Below are 18,476 nucleotides of genomic sequence, written 5' to 3'. Positions count from 1 at the left end.
GTTCCGTTACGACGGACCAGCCACAGGAGTCCGCCCCGTGCCCCATGCGATCGAAGACCACGGCGTCATCGGCGATCTGCGCACCACTGCCCTGGTGGCGCTCGACGGAACCATCGATTTCCTGTGCTGGCCGCGCTTCGACAGTCCCAGCATCTTCGCCTCCCTGCTGGGCGGGGACGAGGACGGCTCGTTCTGTCTTCGCCCCGCGCTGAACGGGGCGCGTCACAAGCAGCTCTATGTGCCGGACACCAATGTCCTGCTGACGCGCTTCCTGTCGCACGAAGGCGTGGCGGAGGTGTCGGATTTCATGCCGGTCGCGGAAACGGCGGATTGCCAGCGCCTGGTGCGGCGCGTGAAGGCGGTGCGTCACGAATGCCGGTTCCGCATGCGTTGCGCGCCGCGGTTCGATTATGGCCGCGCCGCGCATACGGTGACCCTGGAAGGGAAATCCGCCGTGTTCGCGCCGGAGAACGGCGGTCAGCGTTTGCGTTTGTTGTCGACCAAGCCTTTGTCGATCGAGGATGGGGCGGTGGTGGCGGAGTTCTCCCTGAAGGAGAACGAGACCGCCGCGTTCGTGATCGAGGAAGCCGATCGCGCCGACAATGCCTGCCCGGACACGCTGGACGACGACATTGTGTCGCGCGATTTCAAGCGGACCTGCGATTTCTGGCGCGACTGGGTGGGGCGTGCGACCTATCACGGACGCTGGCACGATCAGGTGACGCGCTCCTCGCTCGCCTTGAAGCTGCTGTGCTCGGCCGAGCACGGCTCCATGGTGGCCGCGGCGACGTTCGGCCTGCCGGAAGAGATCGGCGGGATCAGGAACTGGGACTACCGCTACACTTGGCTGCGCGACTCCGCTTTCTCCATCTACGCCTTTCTGCGCATCGGCCATACGGAGGAAGCCAATCGCTTCATCAGCTGGCTCGGCGACCGCGCACGCGACCTTCCCGAAGGCGGTGCGCTCAGCATCATGTATTCGGTGGACGGTTCGCCGACGCCGGACGAGGAAGAGTTGCCACATCTGTCGGGCTATGCCGACAGCCAGCCCGTGCGGATCGGCAATGGCGCCAACGGGCAGTTGCAGCTCGACATCTATGGCGAGCTGATGGATGCGCTCTACCTCTGCGACGCGCATGGCGAGCAGGTGAGTTTCGAGCGCTGGAACGGCGTAGTGCGGTTTCTCGACTATCTGTCAGAGAACTACGACCAACCGGACGAGGGTATCTGGGAAGTTCGCGGCGGGCGGCAGCATTTCCTGCATTCGCGCCTGATGTGCTGGGTCGCGTTCGATCGCGCCATCCGTCTGGCGACCAAGCGTGGCCTGCCGGCGAAGACGCTCTGGACGGAATGCCGCGACGAGATCTATCGCGAGATCCACGAGGAGTTCTGGAACGAGGAGCTGGGCTATTTCGTGCAGTTCAAGGGCGGCACCGCCCTGGACGCATCCTGCCTGTTGATGCCTCTGGTGCGGTTCATCAGCGCCACCGATCCGCGGTTCCGCTCGACCCTGGATGCGGTGGGGCGCCTCCTGGCCGCCGACAGCCTCGTTTATCGCTACGACACCGACACGGCGGATGGCGGTCCCGGCCATGACGGGCTGCATGGCGACGAGGGCACGTTCACCATGTGCTCGTTCTGGTATGTGGAGTGTCTGGCGCGGGCCGGCGATGTGGCGCAGGCGCGGTTCCTGTTCGAGAAGATGCTCGGCTACGCCAATCATCTCGGTCTCTTCGCCGAAGAGCTGGGGCCGGCTGGCGAGCATCTCGGCAACTTCCCGCAGGCCTTCACCCATCTGGCGCTGATCTCGGCGGCGTACTATCTGGATCGGGCTTTGAGCGAAGGGTGAAGGATCTTCTTTTTCTGAAGAAAAAGAAGCAGAAAGACTTTTGTTCGTTTGGAGCGGTGGGGCGCCGCAATACGGAATCAAACGAACAGAAGTTCTTTGGTTCTTTCTTTCAAGAAAGAACGCCTCTTCGTCTCGCCATTCGATTCGCGCGCTGAGACCTCGTGGCGAGGCGGTTTGCGCCGGGACTGGTGGCTGCCCTAAGAACGGAGCGGTTTCAGCAGGGGGAGCGCTTCCGATGTCGAACAATCCCGGATCGCCCGATCCGCGGGACCGCGGCACGCTTCTGATCGGCACAAGGCGTTATTCCTCCTGGTCCCTGCGCGGCTGGCTGCTGGTGCGTCTGGCCGGGCTCGATCCGGCGGTGAAGCTGATTCCTCTGGGCCAGTCGCCGAGTGCCGTGGGCGATGCCAGCCCGAGCGGGCTGGTGCCGTTCCTGTTCCATGGCGGATTGCAGGTCTGGGAAAGCCTCGCCATCGCCGAATATGGCGCCGAACTGGAGCCGGCCTTGTGGCCGGACACGCTTGCGGCGCGGACCCATGCGCGGGTTCTGTCCGCGGAGATGCATGCCGGGTTCCGGGCGCTGCGCATCGCCATGCCGATGAATCTGGGCCGCGACCGGCCGCTCGCCGACGGCATCGCGGAGGATGTGCAGCACGATATCGACCGGATCGAGCAGCTCTGGTCCGACGCGCTGCATCGCTTCGGCGGCGGCGGGCCGTTCCTGTTCGGCGCGCGGTTCGGCGCGGCGGATGCGATGTTCGCCCCCGTCGTGGCGCGTCTGGACGGCTATCATGTGCAGACCGGCCCGGTCGCCACCGCCTATCGCGCCGCCGTCAGGGCGCATCCCCTGATGCGCGAATGGTATGACGAGGCCGCCGCCGAGCCTGCCTCCTGGCAGCTCGACCGCTACGAGGATGTCGCCTGATCGCCCCGCCTCCAGTGCCTTCCGCCGAGCCAGCACCGCGCATCGCCATCGTCCTGCCGCCCCGGGAGGGATTCTCGCCCGATTCCGTCGGCGCCGTCGGGCTGATGGTGCATCGGCTGGCCGGGGCGGAGGATCTGGTTCTGGGCCGGGCCGGGATCGACGCGCCGTTCGCCGGCACGCGGTTCCGGGGCGTGGTGCCGCCGCGCTGGTCGCCCCTGCGCGCGGCCCTGCGCTATGCCGCCGGGGTCGCCGCCATTCTGCGTCACGCGCCCGTGGACGCGATCGAGGTGCATAACCGGCCGGACGTGGCCCGGTCCCTGGCGCGCCGCTTTCCCCGCTGCCGGGTCAGTTTGTTTCTGCACAACGATCCGCAGGGCATGCGCGGCGCCGGAAGCCCTGCCGCGCGCCGGGGGCTGTTGAAGCGTGTGCGTGTGGTGGCAGTGTCGGATTGGGTGGCGCAGCGCTTCCTGGCGCGTTTGCCGCCGGGTGCCGCCGTCGAGGTTCTGCCGAACTGCCTCGATCTGTCCGCCCTGCCGACGCGTGCCGCGCGACGCGACCGCACCATCCTGTTCGCCGGGCGCACCGTGGCCGACAAGGGCGCGGACTGCTTCGTGCGGGCGATGGAAACGCTGCTGCCCGAGTTGCCGAACTGGCGCGCGGAGATGATCGGCGCCGACCGTTTCCGGGCGGACGCGCCGCGCACCCCGTTCGAGGACGTGGTTCTGCCGCGCGCCGAAGCGGCCGGGATCGTGCTGCACGGTCACCGTCCGCATGAGGCGGTGCTGGACGCGATGGCGCGTGCGGCGATCGTGGTGGTGCCGAGCCGCTGGCCGGAGCCGTTCGGTCTCGTGGCGCTGGAGGCCATGGCCAGCGGGGCCGCCCTGGTGTGTTCCGGCCGTGGCGGGCTGGCGGAGGTGGTGGGCAATGCGGCTCTGGTTGTCGAGCCGGAGCCTGCGGGAGCGCTGGAAGACGCGATCCGGCGTTTGGCGGGGGATTCGCGTTTGCGGAATCGTCTCGGCAAGGCCGGTCTGAAGCGGGCGGCCGGGTTCGATCTGCCGCAGGCGCGTGCGCGGCTGGCAGAGTGGCGCCTGGCGGAATGGCGGGGGACGGTGGGTTGAGCGGTCGGATCGGGGATGGGCGTGCGGTGTCCACCGCTGTGGAGCCGGTTCTGCCGCCGCGCCGTGCGGCGATCGTTCGCGTGTTCGACCGGATCTGCATCGGTGCGGCGCTGTTGTGTCCGCTGTTCCTGACCCATGGGCGCGGTCTGGCCGAGGCCTGCATCGACACCGCCGCGATCCTGTTCCTGCTGCGCTCCGTCGTGTCGGGCGGCTGGTTCTGGCTTCGCACGCCCTGGGTCGGCATGGCGGCCTTGTGGTGGGTCTGGCTGTGCATCTGCTCGATGCCGTTCGGGCCGTTCGGCGCCGGGGGCTGGCCCGGTCTGTTCCAGGCGCTGATGACGGTGCGGTTCCTGGTGTTCGCCGCCTGTCTCCAGCATGTGGCGCTGCGCGACGACCGCGTGCGCCGGGCGATGCGCTGGATCGTGGTGGCGTGCTGCCTCTACATCGCCGCGCAGATGCTGATCCAGGCGGTGCTGGGGTTCAACCTGTTCGGCGATCCGCGTTTCGGCGACGGTACGCTGACCGGGCCCTACGACAAGCCGCGTGCCGCAGCGCCCTTGTCGCGTCTGCTGCTGCCGGTGATGCTGGCGGGGAGCGTGTGGCTGGCGGCGCGCGTGGGGGCCGTGCGGGGGCGCGTTCCGGGCGGAATCGTCGCGGCGGCGCCGCTTCTGGCCGGGATCGCCGTGATGGTGCTGGCCGGGCAGCGTATGCCGCTGCTTCTGTTGTTGTTCGGGCTTCTGGTGTCGGGGCTGTTCCTGCGCAGCCTGCGGCCGATCCTGCTGGGCGTGCTGGTTCTGGCGCCTGCGCTGGTTGCGGCGTCCGCGCTGGTGTCGCCGGAGAGTTTCGGCCATCTGGTGCTCTTGTTCCAGCGCCAGATGGAGCATTTCGGGCGCAGCCCCTACGGGCTGATCTTCAACCGTGCCGCCAGCATCGCCTATTCCAACCCATTGACCGGGCTCGGTTTCGATGGGTTCCGGCATGGCTGCGACGATCCGGCCTATTTCCATGCCTGGCCGCCCTGGGGCGATCGTCCGGGCGATGGCGGCGGCGCGGATATCTGCGTGCAGCACGCCCACAACCATGCGCTGCAGGCGCTGACCGATGCCGGCGTGCCGGGGCTGATCCTGTTCGCCGCGATGGTGGTGTTCTGGCTGGCGGCGCTGGGGCGTGGGCTGTTGCGTCGGCGTCCTGGCACCGACGGGACGCTGTTCGCGTGGCGCGTCGGCCTGTTCGCGGCGGTGTTCATCCACGAATGGCCGATCGCCTCGTCCAGCGCCTTCACCAACATGCCGCTGGGCGGGTGGTTCTTTCTGCTCCTGGGCGTGGGGCTGTCCGAAGCCTATATCGAGCGCCGACGCATTCTCCCCCGGAGCGAGCCTTGATGTCTGACGTCCCTTCCAACACCCTGGTGCCGGTGACGGTGCTGACCGGCTATCTCGGCGCCGGCAAGACCACGCTGCTGAACCACATCCTGACCGCCAATCATGGCCGCAAATATGCGGTGGTGATCAACGAGTTCGGCGAGCTGGGCGTGGACAACGACCTCGTGGTGGATGCCGACGAGGAAGTGTTCGAGATGAACAACGGCTGCATCTGCTGCACCGTGCGCGGCGACCTGATCCGCATCCTGGGCGCGTTGATGAAGCGGCGGCAGAAGCTGGACGGGATCATCGTCGAGACCACCGGGCTGGCCGACCCGGCTCCGGTCGCGCAGACCTTCTTCGTGGACGATGCCGTGCGCGAGAAATGCCGTCTCGACGCCGTGGTGACGGTGGTGGACGCGCTGAACCTGCCCGCGCGGCTGACGGACAGCGCGGAGGCGCGCACCCAGGTGGCCTTCGCCGACGTGGTGATCCTGAACAAGTGCGATCTGGTGGACGAGGCGGCGCTGTCCGCGCTTGAGGATCGCATCCGCTCGATCAACCGGCCGGTGCGCATCCATCGCGCCGTGCGCGGCAACGTGTCCCTGACCGACGTTCTGGACCAGGGCGGGTTCGACCTGCAGCGGGCGCTGGAGATCGCGCCGGACTTCCTGGAGGACGAAAGCCACAGCCATGACGAGGACGTGTCGTCCTTGTCGTTCGAACTGCACGAGCCGCTCGACCCGAAGAAGTTCCAGAGCTGGATCGGTCAGGTGCTGCAGGAGCAGGGCGCCAACATCCTGCGCTCCAAGGGCATTCTGTCCTACGTCAACGAGCCGCGCCGCTTCGCCTTCCAGGCCGTGCACATGATGGCGGACGGCGATTTCGTGGCGCCGTGGAAGGAGGACGAGGCGCGCACCTCGCGCATCGTGTTCATCGGCCGCGACCTGAACCGCCCGCGCCTGCGTCGCGGGTTCGAAGGCTGCCGCGCATGAGCGACGCCGCCGACAACGCGGCTGCCATGGCCGATCACGACCATCTGCTGCGCACGCGCGGGGTGGAGCGCGGGCTGGACGGGTTCGTGTCCGGCTGCGCGTTCTCGCGCGACAACCGGACGGTGTGTTTCTCGACGGCGGAGGGGCGCGTCGCCCTGTGTTCGTCGGAGGGCGGCGACTGGCGCGACAGCGATGCGCATGACGGGGCGATCCTGTCTCTGGCGGCGGATTCCGGCCCGTTCGGGTTCGTGTCCGGCGGCGACGACAATGCGCTGAACCGGATCGACGCGGACGGCGCGGTCACGCCGATCGGCAAGGGGCGCCGCTGGGTCGAGCATGTGGCGAGCTTTCCGGGCAAGCCGGGTTCCGGCGCGGGCGGGCTGATCGCATCGGCGGTGGGCAAGCAGGTGGAACTGCGCGACGGCACCGGTGCGCTGTTGAAGACGCTGGAGCATCCGAGCACGGTGTCCGGGCTGTGTTTCGACGCCAAGGGCAAGCGGATCGCGGTGTCGCATTACGGCGGCGCGTCGGTGTGGTTCACCGCGTCGAAATCCGACACCCCGCGCCGTCTGGAGTGGAAGGGCTCGCATATCGGCGTGGTGCTGCATCCGGACGGCGAAGCGCTGGTGACGGCGATGCAGGAGAACGAGCTGCATGGCTGGCGTCTGGCGGACGGGCACAACATGCGCATGTCCGGCTATCCGTCGAAGTGCCAGTCGATGGCGTTCTCGCGCAACGGGCGCTGGCTGGCGACGGGGGGTGCGGAAGCGATCGTGCTGTGGCCGTTCTTCGGTGGCGGGCCGATGGGCAAGGCGCCGACGGAACTGGCCGGCGTGCCGGATGCGGTGGCGGTGCGCGTGGCGTTCCATCCGCAGCACGACATCGTGGCGGCGGGATTCTCCGACGGCACGGTGCTGATGTCGGATGTGGGCACGCGTCGTGTGCTGCCGGTCTGCGGCGCCGGACGAGGCGCGGTGTCGGCCTTGTGTTTCGATGCGAGCGGCACGCGTCTGGCGTTCGGGACCGAGAATGGCGCCGTGGCCGTGGTGGATCTGTCGGCGAAGACCTAATCAATGGGCGGCGTCCGGAATGATGGGCGCTATTAACCGTTTGTTCTCCTCTCGGTCTTACGATGCGGTTCTCGCCCAACGTTGGACCGATTAGGAACGATTATGTCAGGTCGTGTCGACCAGCAGCATCGCCGCCGGCTGGAAACATTCTGCATTCTCGATGTGGATCTGGATTGTCTCGAGACATTCGCGACATTCGCCCGGGATCGTCTGCCGCAACTCGTGGAGGACGCGCACCAGGAACTCTCGTTCTGGCCGGAGATCGCCCGCGCCCTGAAGGAGCCGGCGCTGCACAAGGCGCGCCTGGATCACTGGCAGCGCGTGGTCACCGGGCGGTTCGATGCCGAGTTTCTTCCGTCCGCCCAACGACTCGCGAACGCGTTTCTGGCCTGTCAGGTGCCCGGCTATGCCCTGGTGCTGTGCCATGCGACCGTCAGCAAGATGATCCTGCGGGACATGAAGCTCGACGTTCCGTGTAACCGCCGCACGGGCATCAAGGAATCCATCCGCAAACATACGCATGCCAATGCGCTGCAGAAGGCGGCGTGGCTCGATGTCGAGCTTCTGTTGGAAACCTATGCGGAACGGGAGACCGAGGCGCGCCGCCTGCTGGTGTCGGGTTTCGCGGATGCGTTCGGGGCCCGGATCGGCGGCGTGGTGGAGGAGCTGGATCGTTCCGCCGCCGCTCTCGGCAGCACCTCGCGCGGCATCGCCGATACGGCGGAGAATTCGGGCGGGTCGGTGGATGCGGTCGTGGTGGCGATGGCGGAGGCGAGTGCCGGCGTGCAGACGGTTGCCGCGGCGGCGGAGGAGCTGTCCGCTTCCGTTTCCGAGATCAAGCGCCAGGTGGACGAATCCGCCGGCGTGGCCGGGCAGGCGGTGGAGGATGCGCGCCGTACGGATGGGGTGGTGCAGGCGCTCGCCAACGGCGCCGCGCGGATCGGCGAGGTGGTGCGTTTGATCGAGGCGGTCGCGGGCCAGACGAACCTGCTGGCGTTGAACGCGACGATCGAGGCGGCCCGTGCGGGCGATGCCGGCAAAGGGTTTGCCGTGGTCGCCAACGAGGTGAAGGGCCTTGCGCAGCAGACGGCCAAGGCGACCGCGGATATCGCGCGCCAGATTGCGGACATGCAGGCCGCGACCACGGAGGCGGTCCAGGCGATCGCCGGGATCGCGCAGACCATCGCCCGGATGAACACCATCAGCAGCGGCATCGCCGCGTCGGTGATGGAACAAGGGGCGGCCACCGCCGAGATCGCCCGCAGCGCGTCTCAGGCGGCCACCAACAATCGTGAGGTGGATCAGCTGATGGCGGCGATCCAGACGGATACGCGTCGGACCACGGGCGCGACCCGGGAGCTGGATCGTTCCGTTCGGTCGATGACGGATCGCTCCGGGCGGCTGACCGATGCGGTGCGGGATTTCCTGGCCGAGGTGAAGAGCGCGGCATAGGCGTTTCGCCCCGGTTCCGAGGCGCGTCCGGCGAATTTGGGACGGCCGAATGGCCTGAAATGACGTGCGAGCGGGGAAGCTTCTCCGCGATCGGCGGTGGGTCCGGATAGAGGCGGCAGCAGGCGATCCGAAGACTGTTCGTCCGCTGGCGGTGTCGGCAGTCTGGGCTGCGGCGAGATCGAGGACGGTGTGATGAAACGCTCGTCCGGCCGCTTGCCAGTGGCCGGGATTGGCTTATTGTATGAGTAATGAAGACTCTCGATGATCCGGCGCCGGAGCGCGGTTCGTTCGGCGTTCTCGCGGACGGGACACCGGTCGCGTCCGTGTTGCTGCGCAACCGGGCCGGCATTCAGGCGCGGGTGATCGCCTTCGGCGCGACCTTGCAGGCGTTGCACGTGCCGGATCGGGACGGGCGTCCGGCGGATGTCGTGCTGGGCTATGCGAGCGCTGCCGAATACGAGAGCCGGCCGCAATATTTCGGCGCCACCATCGGCCGGTTCGGCAACAGGATCGGCGGCGGCCGGTTCTGTCTCGACGAGCGAGAATACCGCATTCCGCCGACGGACGGGGCGGAAGCGCTGCATGGCGGCGTGCGCGGTTTCGATGTGCGGCTTTGGGAGATCGAGCGGGTGTCCGGACCGGGCGAGGCGGCTTCCGTGACGTTCCGGCGCACCAGCCCGGACGGTGAGGAAGGCTTCCCCGGCACGCTGGACGTGCGGACCACCTATACGCTGGGCGAGGACGGGCTGGCGCTCGACTACGAGGCCGTCACCGACGCGCCGACCGTGATCAACCTGACCAACCACAGCTTCTTCAACCTGTCCGGGGAGGGAAGTGGGCGCAGCGCGTTGGAGCATCGCCTGATGGTGGCCGCGGACCGGATCACGCCGGTGGGTCCGACCATGATCCCGACCGGAGCGTTGATGCCGGTGGCGGGCACCGCGCTGGATTTCCGCACGCCGGCCCGCATCGCCGATCGCGTGCGCGACGCCTCGGAACCGCAGATCGTGCTGGGGCGCGGTTACGACCACAACTATGTGCTGCGCGATGCGCCCGCCGATGAGCCGGTTCTGGCCGCGCGTCTGGAAGACCTCCATTCCGGCCGCGTGCTGGAGGTTCTGACCACCGAGCCGGGGGTGCAGGTTTATTCCGGCAATTTCCTGGACGGCACCATCGCCGGAAAATCCGGCCTCCTTTACCGCCAGGGCGACGGGCTTTGCCTGGAAACCCAGCACTTCCCCGACAGCCCCAACCATCCGCATTTTCCCGACACCCGGCTCGATCCCGGCCGTGTGTTCCGGTCGCGGACGATATGGCGCTTTTCCACCGTCGCCGCCTGACAGGACCGTTCCATGAGCCAGCCCACCGATCCCGTCCTGTCGCCGGAACAGCAGGTCGAACGGGACAGCAAGCCGCATGATCGCGGCCGCACCCGTCTGCGCTCCCGCGCCTGGTTCGACGATCCGACCAATCCGGACATGACCGCGCTCTATCTGGAGCGCTACATGAACTACGGCATCTCGCAGCGCGAATTGCAGTCGGACCGGCCGATCATCGGCATCGCCCAGACCGGTTCCGACCTGTCGCCCTGCAACCGGCACCATCTGGTTCTGGCCGAGCGCCTGCGCGAAGGCATCCGCGAGGCGGGCGGCATCGCCATCGAGTTCCCGGTGCATCCAATCCAGGAAACCGGCAAGCGCCCCACCGCCGGGCTGGACCGCAACCTCGCCTATATGGGTCTGGTGGAGGTTCTCTACGGTTATCCGATCGACGGCACCGTTCTGACCATCGGCTGCGACAAGACCACGCCTGCCTGTCTGATGGCGGCCGCGACGGTGAACATCCCGGCGATCGCCCTGTCGGTCGGGCCGATGCTGAACGGCTGGTTCCGCGGCCAGCGCACCGGGTCCGGCACCATCATCTGGCGCGCGCGCGAGCTGCTGGCGACCGGCGAGATCGACTACGAGGGCTTCATCAAGCTCGTGGCCTCGTCCGCGCCCTCCACCGGCTACTGCAACACCATGGGCACGGCGACGACGATGAACTCGCTGGCCGAGGCGCTCGGCATGCAGCTGCCGGGCGCCGCGGCGATTCCCGCGCCGTATCGCGACCGGCAGGAATGCGCGTTCGAGACCGGCAAGCGCATCGTCGAGATGGTGCGCGAGGATCTCAAACCGTCCGACATCATGACCAAGGCGTCGTTCGAGAACGCGATCCGCGTCAATGCGGCGATCGGCGGCTCCACCAACGCGCCGATCCATCTGGCCGCCATCGCCCGCCATCTCGGCATCGACCTGCCGCTCGAAAGCTGGCAACGGCTGGGGCTCGACATTCCGCTTCTGGTGAACCTGCAGCCGGCCGGCGAATATCTGGGCGAGGATTTCTATCGTGCCGGCGGCGTGCCCGCTGTGATCGGCCAGTTGATCGGCCAGGGGCTGATCGCCGAGACCGCCATCACCGCCAATGGGCGCACGATCGGCGAGAATTGCCGGCACGCTCGTATCGAGGACGAGGAGGTGATCCGTCCCTATGGGCGTCCGCTGAAGGAGCGGGCCGGATTCATGGTGCTGACCGGCAACCTGTTCAACAGCGCGATCATGAAGACCAGCGTGATCTCGGAGGAGTTCCGCCAGCGCTACCTGAGCGATCCGACCGACCCGGATGCGTTCGAGGGCCGTGCCGTGGTGTTCGATGGGCCAGAGGACTACCACGCCCGCATCGACGATCCGGCCCTGGCGATCGGCGAGCGCGACATCCTGGTGATGCGCGGTGCAGGCCCGATCGGTTATCCGGGGGCGGCCGAGGTGGTGAACATGCGCCCGCCCGCTGCTCTGATCGAGCGCGGCGTGCATGCTCTGCCCTGCATCGGCGACGGGCGGCAATCCGGCACCTCGGGCTCTCCATCCATCCTGAACGCCTCGCCGGAAGCGGCGGCGGGCGGCAATCTGGCGCTTCTGCGCACCGACGACCGCATCCGCGTCGATCTGAAGACCGGGCGTGTCGACATGATGCTCCCCGAGTCGGAGATCGTCGCGCGCCGGCAGGATTTCGATCGTGCCGGCGGTTATCGCTACCCCGCGCACCAGACGCCATGGCAGCAGATGCAGCGCGCCGTGGTGGGGCAGCTGGAAACCGGGGCGGTTCTGGAACCTGCCGTGGAATTCCAGCAGATCGTCCAGACCAAGGGTTTGCCGCGCGACAGCCATTAAACATATTAATTGTTGAAACGAGCTATTTGTCCGACAAGACTTTCGCGCTAGAACGGCGCCAACGCGGCGACAAACAGCCGCTCTCCGGGAGGACCACCATGATCACCAGCAGACGCCGTCTTCTGCAGATGTCTTCGCTCGGCGCGGCCGGCGCCCTGGCCGGCGGCTTCGTCGGCCGTGCGGCCGCGGCCGACGCGCCGGTCAAGATCGGCTTCATCGTCAAGATGCCCGAGCAGGCCTGGTTCATCAACGAACAGAAGGCCGCGACCGAAGCCGGGCAGAAGGACAATTTCATTGTCGTGAACCTGGCCGGCACCGACGGTTCGGCGGTGATGAGCGCGATCGACAACCTGAATGCCCAGGGCGCCAAGGGCTTCGTGATCTGCCCGCCGGACGTCCGTCTCGGCACCGCGATCTACAACCGCGCCAAGGCCGACAACATGAAGGTCGTGTCGGTGGACGACCAGTTCGTCGGTCCCGACGGCAAGCCGATGGCCGATGTGCCGCATCTGGGCATGTCCGGCTACAAGATCGGCGAGCAGGTCGGCGAGGCGATCGCCGCCGAGATGAAGAAGCGCGGCTGGAAGCCGGAAGAGGTCGCGGCCTGCCGCATCACCGACCAGGAACTGCCGACGGCCCGCGAGCGCGTCGCCGGCGCCACCGACGCGCTGCTGAAGGCCGGCTTCCTGAAGGCCAACATCTTCGACGCGCCGCAGCGCACCACCGACACCGAAGGCGCCAACACCGCCGCGAGCCCGGTCTTCGCCCGCCACAGCAACTTCAAGAAATGGGTGATCTACGCGCTGAACGAGGAAAGCGTGCTGGGCGGCGTGCGCGCGGCCGAGCAGTTCCATCTCGGCGCGGACGACGTGATCGGCGTCGGCATCAACGGCACCGGCGCCGCCTTCGCCGAGTTCAGCAAGCCCGCCCCGACCGGCTTCTTCGGCACCGTCGCCGTCAGCTCGGCGCTGCATGGCCGCCAGAGCGCCGAGAACCTCGTGAACTGGATCCGCACCGGCACCCGCCCGCCCGCGAACACCCAGACCACCGGCGTTCTGATGACGCGCGACAACTGGCAGCAGGTGAAGGCGCAGCTCGGCTCATGAGCGAAGCGGCGGTTCTTCCGGATCCGAAGGAGGGCCGCCCGCTGCTGGCTCTGTCCGGGATCGTGGTCGAGTTTCCGGGCGTGAAGGCGTTGCGCGGCGTGGATCTCGCCGTGCATGCCGGGTCCGTGCACGGGCTGATGGGCGAGAACGGCGCCGGCAAGTCCACCCTGCTCAAGGTGATGAGCGGCGTGAACACGCCGCGCGCCGGCACCATCCATGTGGACGGTCAGGCGCTGTCGTTCCGCGGCGCCGCCGACGCGCTCGAAGCCGGCATCGCCATCATCTACCAGGAGCTGCATCTGGTTCCGGGGCTGAGCGCCGCCGAGAACCTGATGCTGGGCCAGCTTCCCAGCCGCCTGGGGCTGATCGACCGCAAGAGCCTTCGGGCGCGTGCGGAAGCGGTTCTGCGCGATCTGGGCGAGGATATCGACCCGTCCACGCCTGTGGGCCGTCTCTCGATCGGCCAGCGCCAGATGGTGGAGATCGGCAAGGCGCTGCTGCGCGATGCCCGCATCATCGCCTTCGACGAGCCGACCTCGTCCCTGTCCGCGCGCGAGGTCGAGAACCTCAAGCGGATCGTCCGCCGCCTGCGCGACGAGGGGCGGGCGATCATCTACGTGACCCATCGCATGGCCGAGCTGTTCGAGCTGTGCGACGCCGTCACCGTGTTCCGCGACGGCGCCCGCGTGGCGCACCATCCGACCATGGCGACGGTGACGCAGGACCGTCTCGTAACCGAGATGGTCGGCCGCGCGATCGAGGACATCTATGGCTGGTCGCCGCGCCCGGTGGGCGGTGTGGTGGCCGAGATCCGCGAGGTGACCGGCCCCGGCCTGCGCGCGCCGGTCTCGTTCGACGTGCGGGCCGGCGAGATCGTCGGTTTCTTCGGGCTGGTCGGCGCCGGGCGCACCGAGCTGATGCGTCTGCTCTGCGGCACCGAGAAGGCCACCGGCGGCAGCGTGACGCTGCGCGGCAAAGGGCTGCGTCTGGGCTCGCCGCGCCGGGCGATCGAGGCGGGCATCGCCATGTGCCCGGAGGATCGCAAGCGCGAGGGCATCTTCCCGATCGCCTCGGTGAACGACAACATCAACATCAGCGTGCGCCGCCGCTACGCCCACGCCGGCCTGGTGGATTTCGCCCGCGAGAAGCAGAACGCGGTCCGCGCCATACGCGACCTCGACGTGCGCACCGCCAGCGGCGAAACGCAGATCCGCACCCTGTCGGGCGGCAATCAGCAGAAGGCGATCCTGGGACGCTGGTTGTCGGAGAAGATCGAGCTGTTCGTGCTGGACGAGCCGACGCGCGGCATCGACGTCGGCGCCCGGGCGCAGATCTACAAGATCCTCTACGGCCTGGCCGAGAAGGGCATCGGCGTGATCGTGGTGTCGAGCGATCTGCCCGAGGTGAGTTCGGTGTGCGACCGCGTGCTGGTGATGGCCGACGGGCGTCTGACCGCCGATGTGCCGCGCGCCGAGATCACGCCTGAGCGCCTGCTCGGCCACGCTTTGCCGCGATAGGCGGCCGGACCCCGTTCCGCACCGGCCCGCCGGCCGGTGCGCAGACCCGACATCGAACCGAGACCGGCTCCGGGCCGGCGCATCGAACCGAGTGACGCCATGCAAGCCAGCCTTTCCGAGCCGCGCGCATCCGCCGCACCCCGAAGCGGCTCCACCGCCCGCACCATCCGCCGTCTGGTGCAGCAATCGGGCATCGTGATCGTGTTCCTGCTGCTGCTGGTGGTGCTGGCGGCGCTGGTGCCGGACTTCACCTCGCGCGGCAACATCACCGGGCTTCTGCTCAGCGTAACGCTCACCGGCACCATCGCCGCGAGCATGATGATGGTGCTGGCGCTGGGCGAGGTGGATCTGTCGATCGGCTCCATCGTCGCGTTTTCCGGCGTGGTGGGGTCGATCGCCGCCAATGCGCTGGGGGCGCCGCTCGGCATCCTGTGCGGCGTTCTGGCCGGCGGGGCGATCGGGCTGTTCAACGGCGTGGTGGTGGCCGGTTTCGGCATCAATTCGCTGATCGCCACGCTGGCGACCATGGAGGCGGTGCGCGGTCTCGCCTACATCTCCTCCGGCGGCGACGCGGTGGCGATCCTGGCGCCCTCCTTCTTCGGCCTGTCCGCGGCGAGCTTCCTGGGCATGACCACCCCGGTCTGGGTGATGTTTGCGAGCTTCGTCGTGTTGGGCTTCGTTCTGAACCGCACCGTGTTCGGGCGCGACGTCCTGGCGATCGGCGGCAACGTGGAGGCGGCACGTCTGGCCGGCATTCCCGTGACCCGGATCCGTGTCGCGGTGTTCGTTCTGCAAGGCCTGCTGGCCGGTCTGGCCGGCGTTCTGCTGACCTCGCGCATGGGTCTGGGCGACCCGAAGACTTCCATCGGCCTGGAGCTGGCGGTGATCTCCGCCTGCGTCCTGGGCGGGGTGTCGCTGTCCGGCGGCATCGCCACCATTTCCGGCGTGGTGGTGGGCGTGCTGATCATGGGCTGCGTGCAGGACGCGATGGGCCTACTGAACGTGCCGGCCTTCTACCAGTATCTGGTGCGCGGCGGCATCCTGCTTCTGGCGGTGATGTTTGACCGCTGGAAGACCGGCAGGAAGGCGTCCGTGCTGCGCTGAAACGGCTGCCGGCCTGCCCGGAAGACGACCATCCGGGCAGGTGATAGCCGGGGACGCCCGGCACGGCAGCGGTGCGGAAAAGTAACGCTGTCAGATCGATGGTTCTGTGTCAGAATGGCGGGGAATAGTTAATTATAAGGTAAGATGCCTAAAATATTGACAGAGCCCGCCGTGTCTGGTGCCGCCTTAGAGATACGAACCCTTGCGGAGCGGGTGCACGATCTGGTGCGCGACCGCATCCTGTCCGGCGGCATCGCTGCCGGCGAACCGATCCGCCAGGACACGCTGGCGGCGGAATTCGGCATCAGCAAGATCCCGTTGCGCGAAGCGCTGGTGCGTCTGGAACAGAGCGGTCTCGTGCGGTCCCAGGCGCATCGGGGCTATGTGGTGGCCGCCTTGTCGATGGCCGAAGCGGAGGAGGTGTTCGCGCTTCGTCTGCAGCTCGAACCCGCCGCCATCGCCCGCGGCAGCCGGTTCGCCGATCCTGCCGCCCATCGCGCCGCCCGCACCATGCTGATGTCCCTCGACGACAGCATCCATGCCGGTTCGGAAGACCAGGGACGGTTGAACCGGCTGTTCCACATGCTGCTGATGCAGCCGGGCGCCGGACCGCTCACCACCAGTTTCCTGGAACAGTTGCATACGCTGTCGGAGCGCTACACCCGTCTGCATCTGTTGCAGACCGGTCGGGACAGCCGCGCCTGCGATGAACACCGGCAGATGCTCCATCTGTGGATCGACGGGCAGCAGGATGCGCTGGAGGAACTGACCCGCAAGCATCTGCGCGACACCTTGCAGGATCTGCGTCTGGAATTGCTCGAGGGCCGGGGAGAAGGCTGAGTCATGCGCGGCGAACGGCCGGACGCCGGGTCCCCGCTTTCCTTATGTCCCGCCGGAAACGATCCAGTCCCGCACACGCTGCGACAGCACGGAAAGCGGCATCGCGCCCTGCAACAGGATCACGTCGTGGAAGCGGCGCAGGTCGAAATTCGGACCGAGTTTCGCTTCCGCGTCGGCGCGAAGTCCTGAGATGCGGAGCTGGCCGATCTTGTAGCCGAGCGCCTGTCCGGGCCAGGCGATATAGCGATCAACCTCGTTCTGGATGTTCTTCTCCGCGAGCGCCGTGTTCTGTCGCAGATAGGCGACGGCCTGATCGCGGGTCCAGTTCTTCCAGTGTATGCCGACATCGATTACGAGACGGCAGGCGCGCCACATCTCCATCGAGAGCATGCCGAAGCGCTGATACGGCGTTTCGTAGAGGCCGAATTCGCGCACGAGCTGTTCGCAATACACCGCCCAGCCTTCCACGTAGGCGGTGATGTCGGATTGCTGGCGGAAATCCGGCAGGTCGGTGAGTTCCTGCGCGAGGGCGATCTGCAGATAATGGCCGGGCGCGCCTTCATGCGCGACCAGCGAAGGCAGTTCGTAGAGCGGCCGCTGATCGAGATGCGAGGTGTTGATCAGTAGTTCCGCGGCGATGCCCTGCCTGGGATCGCCCGGCTGCGCGCGGCCGGAGGTGTAGCCGTCCTCGATCTCGCGCGGCACCTCGACGACGCCGTAGCTGAGGCGCGGCAGGGTGCGGAAGAAATGCGGCAACTGCCCGTCGATGCGCTTGGCGAGGCGGCAGGCCTTCTCCATCAGCGCCTCGCGCGTGGTGACGTAGAACTGCTTGTCGGTGCGCAGGAACTGCAGGAAGGCCGGGAAATCGCCGGTGAATCCGCTGGCGGCGATCTCGTGCAGCATCTCGGCATGGATGCGCTTCACCTCGCTTTCGCCGAGATCGAACACCTGGTCCGGCGTCATGTCGGTGGTGGTCTGGTCGCGCACGCGATAGCTGTAATAGGCGCGGCCGTTCGGCAGGGACGATACGCCCAGAGTGGTGCGTGCGGCGGGGATGTAGGTGTCGCGGAAGAAGATCGCCAGCGTGCGTTGCGCCGGCTGCACGGAATCGCGGATCGCCGCCACCGCGTCCGCGTGCAGGGCGTCGCGCGTAGCGGCGGGAATGGTGGGCGGCATGGCGTCGATCGGCGCCAGCAAAGGGCTTTTTTCGGGCGGAGTGGCGAGCTGCGCGTTCACCGTCGCCGCCGCCTTCTCCGCGACCAGACGCGGCTGCGTGAATTTGTCGGCAATGCCGCGCCGCATGTTGGCGATCTCGCGATCGTAATAGGCCGGCACGGCATGGAGACGGGCGATCCAGTCGCGCGCCTCGGTTTCGGTGTGGATCACGGTGCCTTGCGCCGCATAGCCGGGCACCAGGAAGAACCCGTCATCGGCGCTGAACGGGATGCGGTTCTCGTCGAACACGAAGGCGGCGATTTCCTGCCCGAGACGCCATTGCAGCAATTCACGGTTCAGCTTCTCTTCCGGCGACAACCCGGCATCGCCGATCGCATCCAGACGGGTCTTGCAGGCGCGCAGGGCATCTTCCTGCGTCCGGGTCGCGGCGGGGGAGTTGTCGGGCCAGCGCCGGCGTGCCGCGGCGTCGCCACGCTGCCCGGCGTCGATCGGGTCGGCTTCGCGTTCGATCCGGTCGTATTCGGCGATCACCGCGGCGAGGCGCTGCGACGGCGTGCCCGATCCGGGCGCGGCGGCAGGAGCGGGCCTGGTGCCCTGGGCCTGGGCCTTGGCGTCCAGCACGAGGCCGGCGACGGAGCTGGCCAGCAGCATGGTCGCGCTGCGCCGGCCGAACCGCACCGTGTCCGAGCGCCCGAACACCGAGAGACCGCAACAGCCGTTTTCGCAAACATGGTTCATGTCGAGTTCTCGCGGA

The 18,476-nt window shown here is 67.6% G+C and carries 14 protein-coding genes; 13 read left to right on the top strand and 1 reads right to left on the bottom strand.

What is annotated here, in order from left to right:
• The first annotated feature begins 37 nt into the window (after positions 1-37).
• The 13 genes from ACZ5BM_RS08465 to ACZ5BM_RS08405 all read left to right on the top strand — a co-directional run bounded on the left by ACZ5BM_RS08465 (position 38) and on the right by ACZ5BM_RS08405 (position 16,546).
• Complete coding sequence (locus ACZ5BM_RS08465; protein ID WP_498907467.1) at positions 38-1,849, top strand: glycoside hydrolase family 15 protein; 1,812 nt, start codon at positions 38-40, stop codon at positions 1,847-1,849.
• Positions 1,850-2,084: 235 nt separating this feature from the next.
• Complete coding sequence (locus tag ACZ5BM_RS08460) at positions 2,085-2,774, top strand: glutathione S-transferase (protein ID WP_498907466.1); 690 nt, start codon at positions 2,085-2,087, stop codon at positions 2,772-2,774.
• Between the two features lie 14 nt (positions 2,775-2,788).
• Positions 2,789-3,892 carry a glycosyltransferase family 4 protein gene (locus ACZ5BM_RS08455; protein ID WP_498907465.1) on the top strand — a complete coding sequence of 368 codons (1,104 nt, stop codon included), beginning with the start codon at positions 2,789-2,791 and terminating at the stop codon, positions 3,890-3,892.
• Positions 3,893-3,918: 26 nt separating this feature from the next.
• Positions 3,919-5,274, top strand: a complete 1,356-nt coding sequence (locus ACZ5BM_RS08450) for an O-antigen ligase family protein (RefSeq protein WP_498907464.1) — start codon at positions 3,919-3,921, stop codon at positions 5,272-5,274.
• Positions 5,274-6,248 (top strand): CobW family GTP-binding protein, encoded by a 975-nt coding sequence (locus ACZ5BM_RS08445; RefSeq protein ID WP_498907463.1) that lies wholly within the window; start codon positions 5,274-5,276, stop codon positions 6,246-6,248. The genes ACZ5BM_RS08450 and ACZ5BM_RS08445 overlap by 1 nt, the downstream gene beginning before the upstream one ends.
• Positions 6,245-7,318, top strand: coding sequence for a WD40 repeat domain-containing protein (locus ACZ5BM_RS08440; RefSeq protein ID WP_498907462.1), 1,074 nt, complete (start codon positions 6,245-6,247; stop codon positions 7,316-7,318). The genes ACZ5BM_RS08445 and ACZ5BM_RS08440 overlap by 4 nt, the downstream gene beginning before the upstream one ends.
• A gap of 102 nt (positions 7,319-7,420) precedes the next feature.
• Positions 7,421-8,770 carry a methyl-accepting chemotaxis protein gene (locus ACZ5BM_RS08435; protein ID WP_498907461.1) on the top strand — a complete coding sequence of 450 codons (1,350 nt, stop codon included), beginning with the start codon at positions 7,421-7,423 and terminating at the stop codon, positions 8,768-8,770.
• 248 nt (positions 8,771-9,018) lie between these two features.
• Positions 9,019-10,110 (top strand): aldose epimerase family protein, encoded by a 1,092-nt coding sequence (locus ACZ5BM_RS08430; protein WP_498907460.1) that lies wholly within the window; start codon positions 9,019-9,021, stop codon positions 10,108-10,110.
• 138 nt (positions 10,111-10,248) lie between these two features.
• Positions 10,249-11,979: an IlvD/Edd family dehydratase gene (locus ACZ5BM_RS08425; RefSeq protein ID WP_498911550.1), complete on the top strand. Its 1,731-nt coding sequence runs from the start codon at positions 10,249-10,251 to the stop codon at positions 11,977-11,979.
• 98 nt (positions 11,980-12,077) lie between these two features.
• Positions 12,078-13,085: an arabinose ABC transporter substrate-binding protein gene (locus ACZ5BM_RS08420; RefSeq protein WP_498907459.1), complete on the top strand. Its 1,008-nt coding sequence runs from the start codon at positions 12,078-12,080 to the stop codon at positions 13,083-13,085.
• Entirely contained in the window at positions 13,082-14,602 is a 1,521-nt protein-coding gene (gene araG / locus ACZ5BM_RS08415) for an ATP-binding cassette domain-containing protein (RefSeq protein ID WP_498907458.1), read from the top strand. The genes ACZ5BM_RS08420 and araG overlap by 4 nt, the downstream gene beginning before the upstream one ends.
• A gap of 99 nt (positions 14,603-14,701) precedes the next feature.
• Positions 14,702-15,706 carry an ABC transporter permease gene (gene araH / locus ACZ5BM_RS08410; protein ID WP_498907457.1) on the top strand — a complete coding sequence of 335 codons (1,005 nt, stop codon included), beginning with the start codon at positions 14,702-14,704 and terminating at the stop codon, positions 15,704-15,706.
• Positions 15,707-15,877: 171 nt separating this feature from the next.
• A complete protein-coding gene (locus ACZ5BM_RS08405; RefSeq protein ID WP_498907456.1) occupies positions 15,878-16,546 on the top strand; it encodes a GntR family transcriptional regulator in 669 nt (222 codons plus the stop codon).
• A gap of 42 nt (positions 16,547-16,588) precedes the next feature.
• On the opposite strand, the gene ACZ5BM_RS08400 is transcribed toward ACZ5BM_RS08405, so the two are convergent.
• Positions 16,589-18,460, bottom strand: coding sequence for a DUF885 domain-containing protein (locus ACZ5BM_RS08400; RefSeq protein WP_498907455.1), 1,872 nt, complete (start codon positions 18,458-18,460; stop codon positions 16,589-16,591).
• Positions 18,461-18,476: the final 16 nt, after the last annotated feature.

It is taken from the genome of Lichenicola sp. GTC18331 (genome assembly GCF_055386855.1).
Note: the sequence above shows the minus strand (reverse complement) of the source record. Positions and strands in the feature narration are given on the sequence as shown.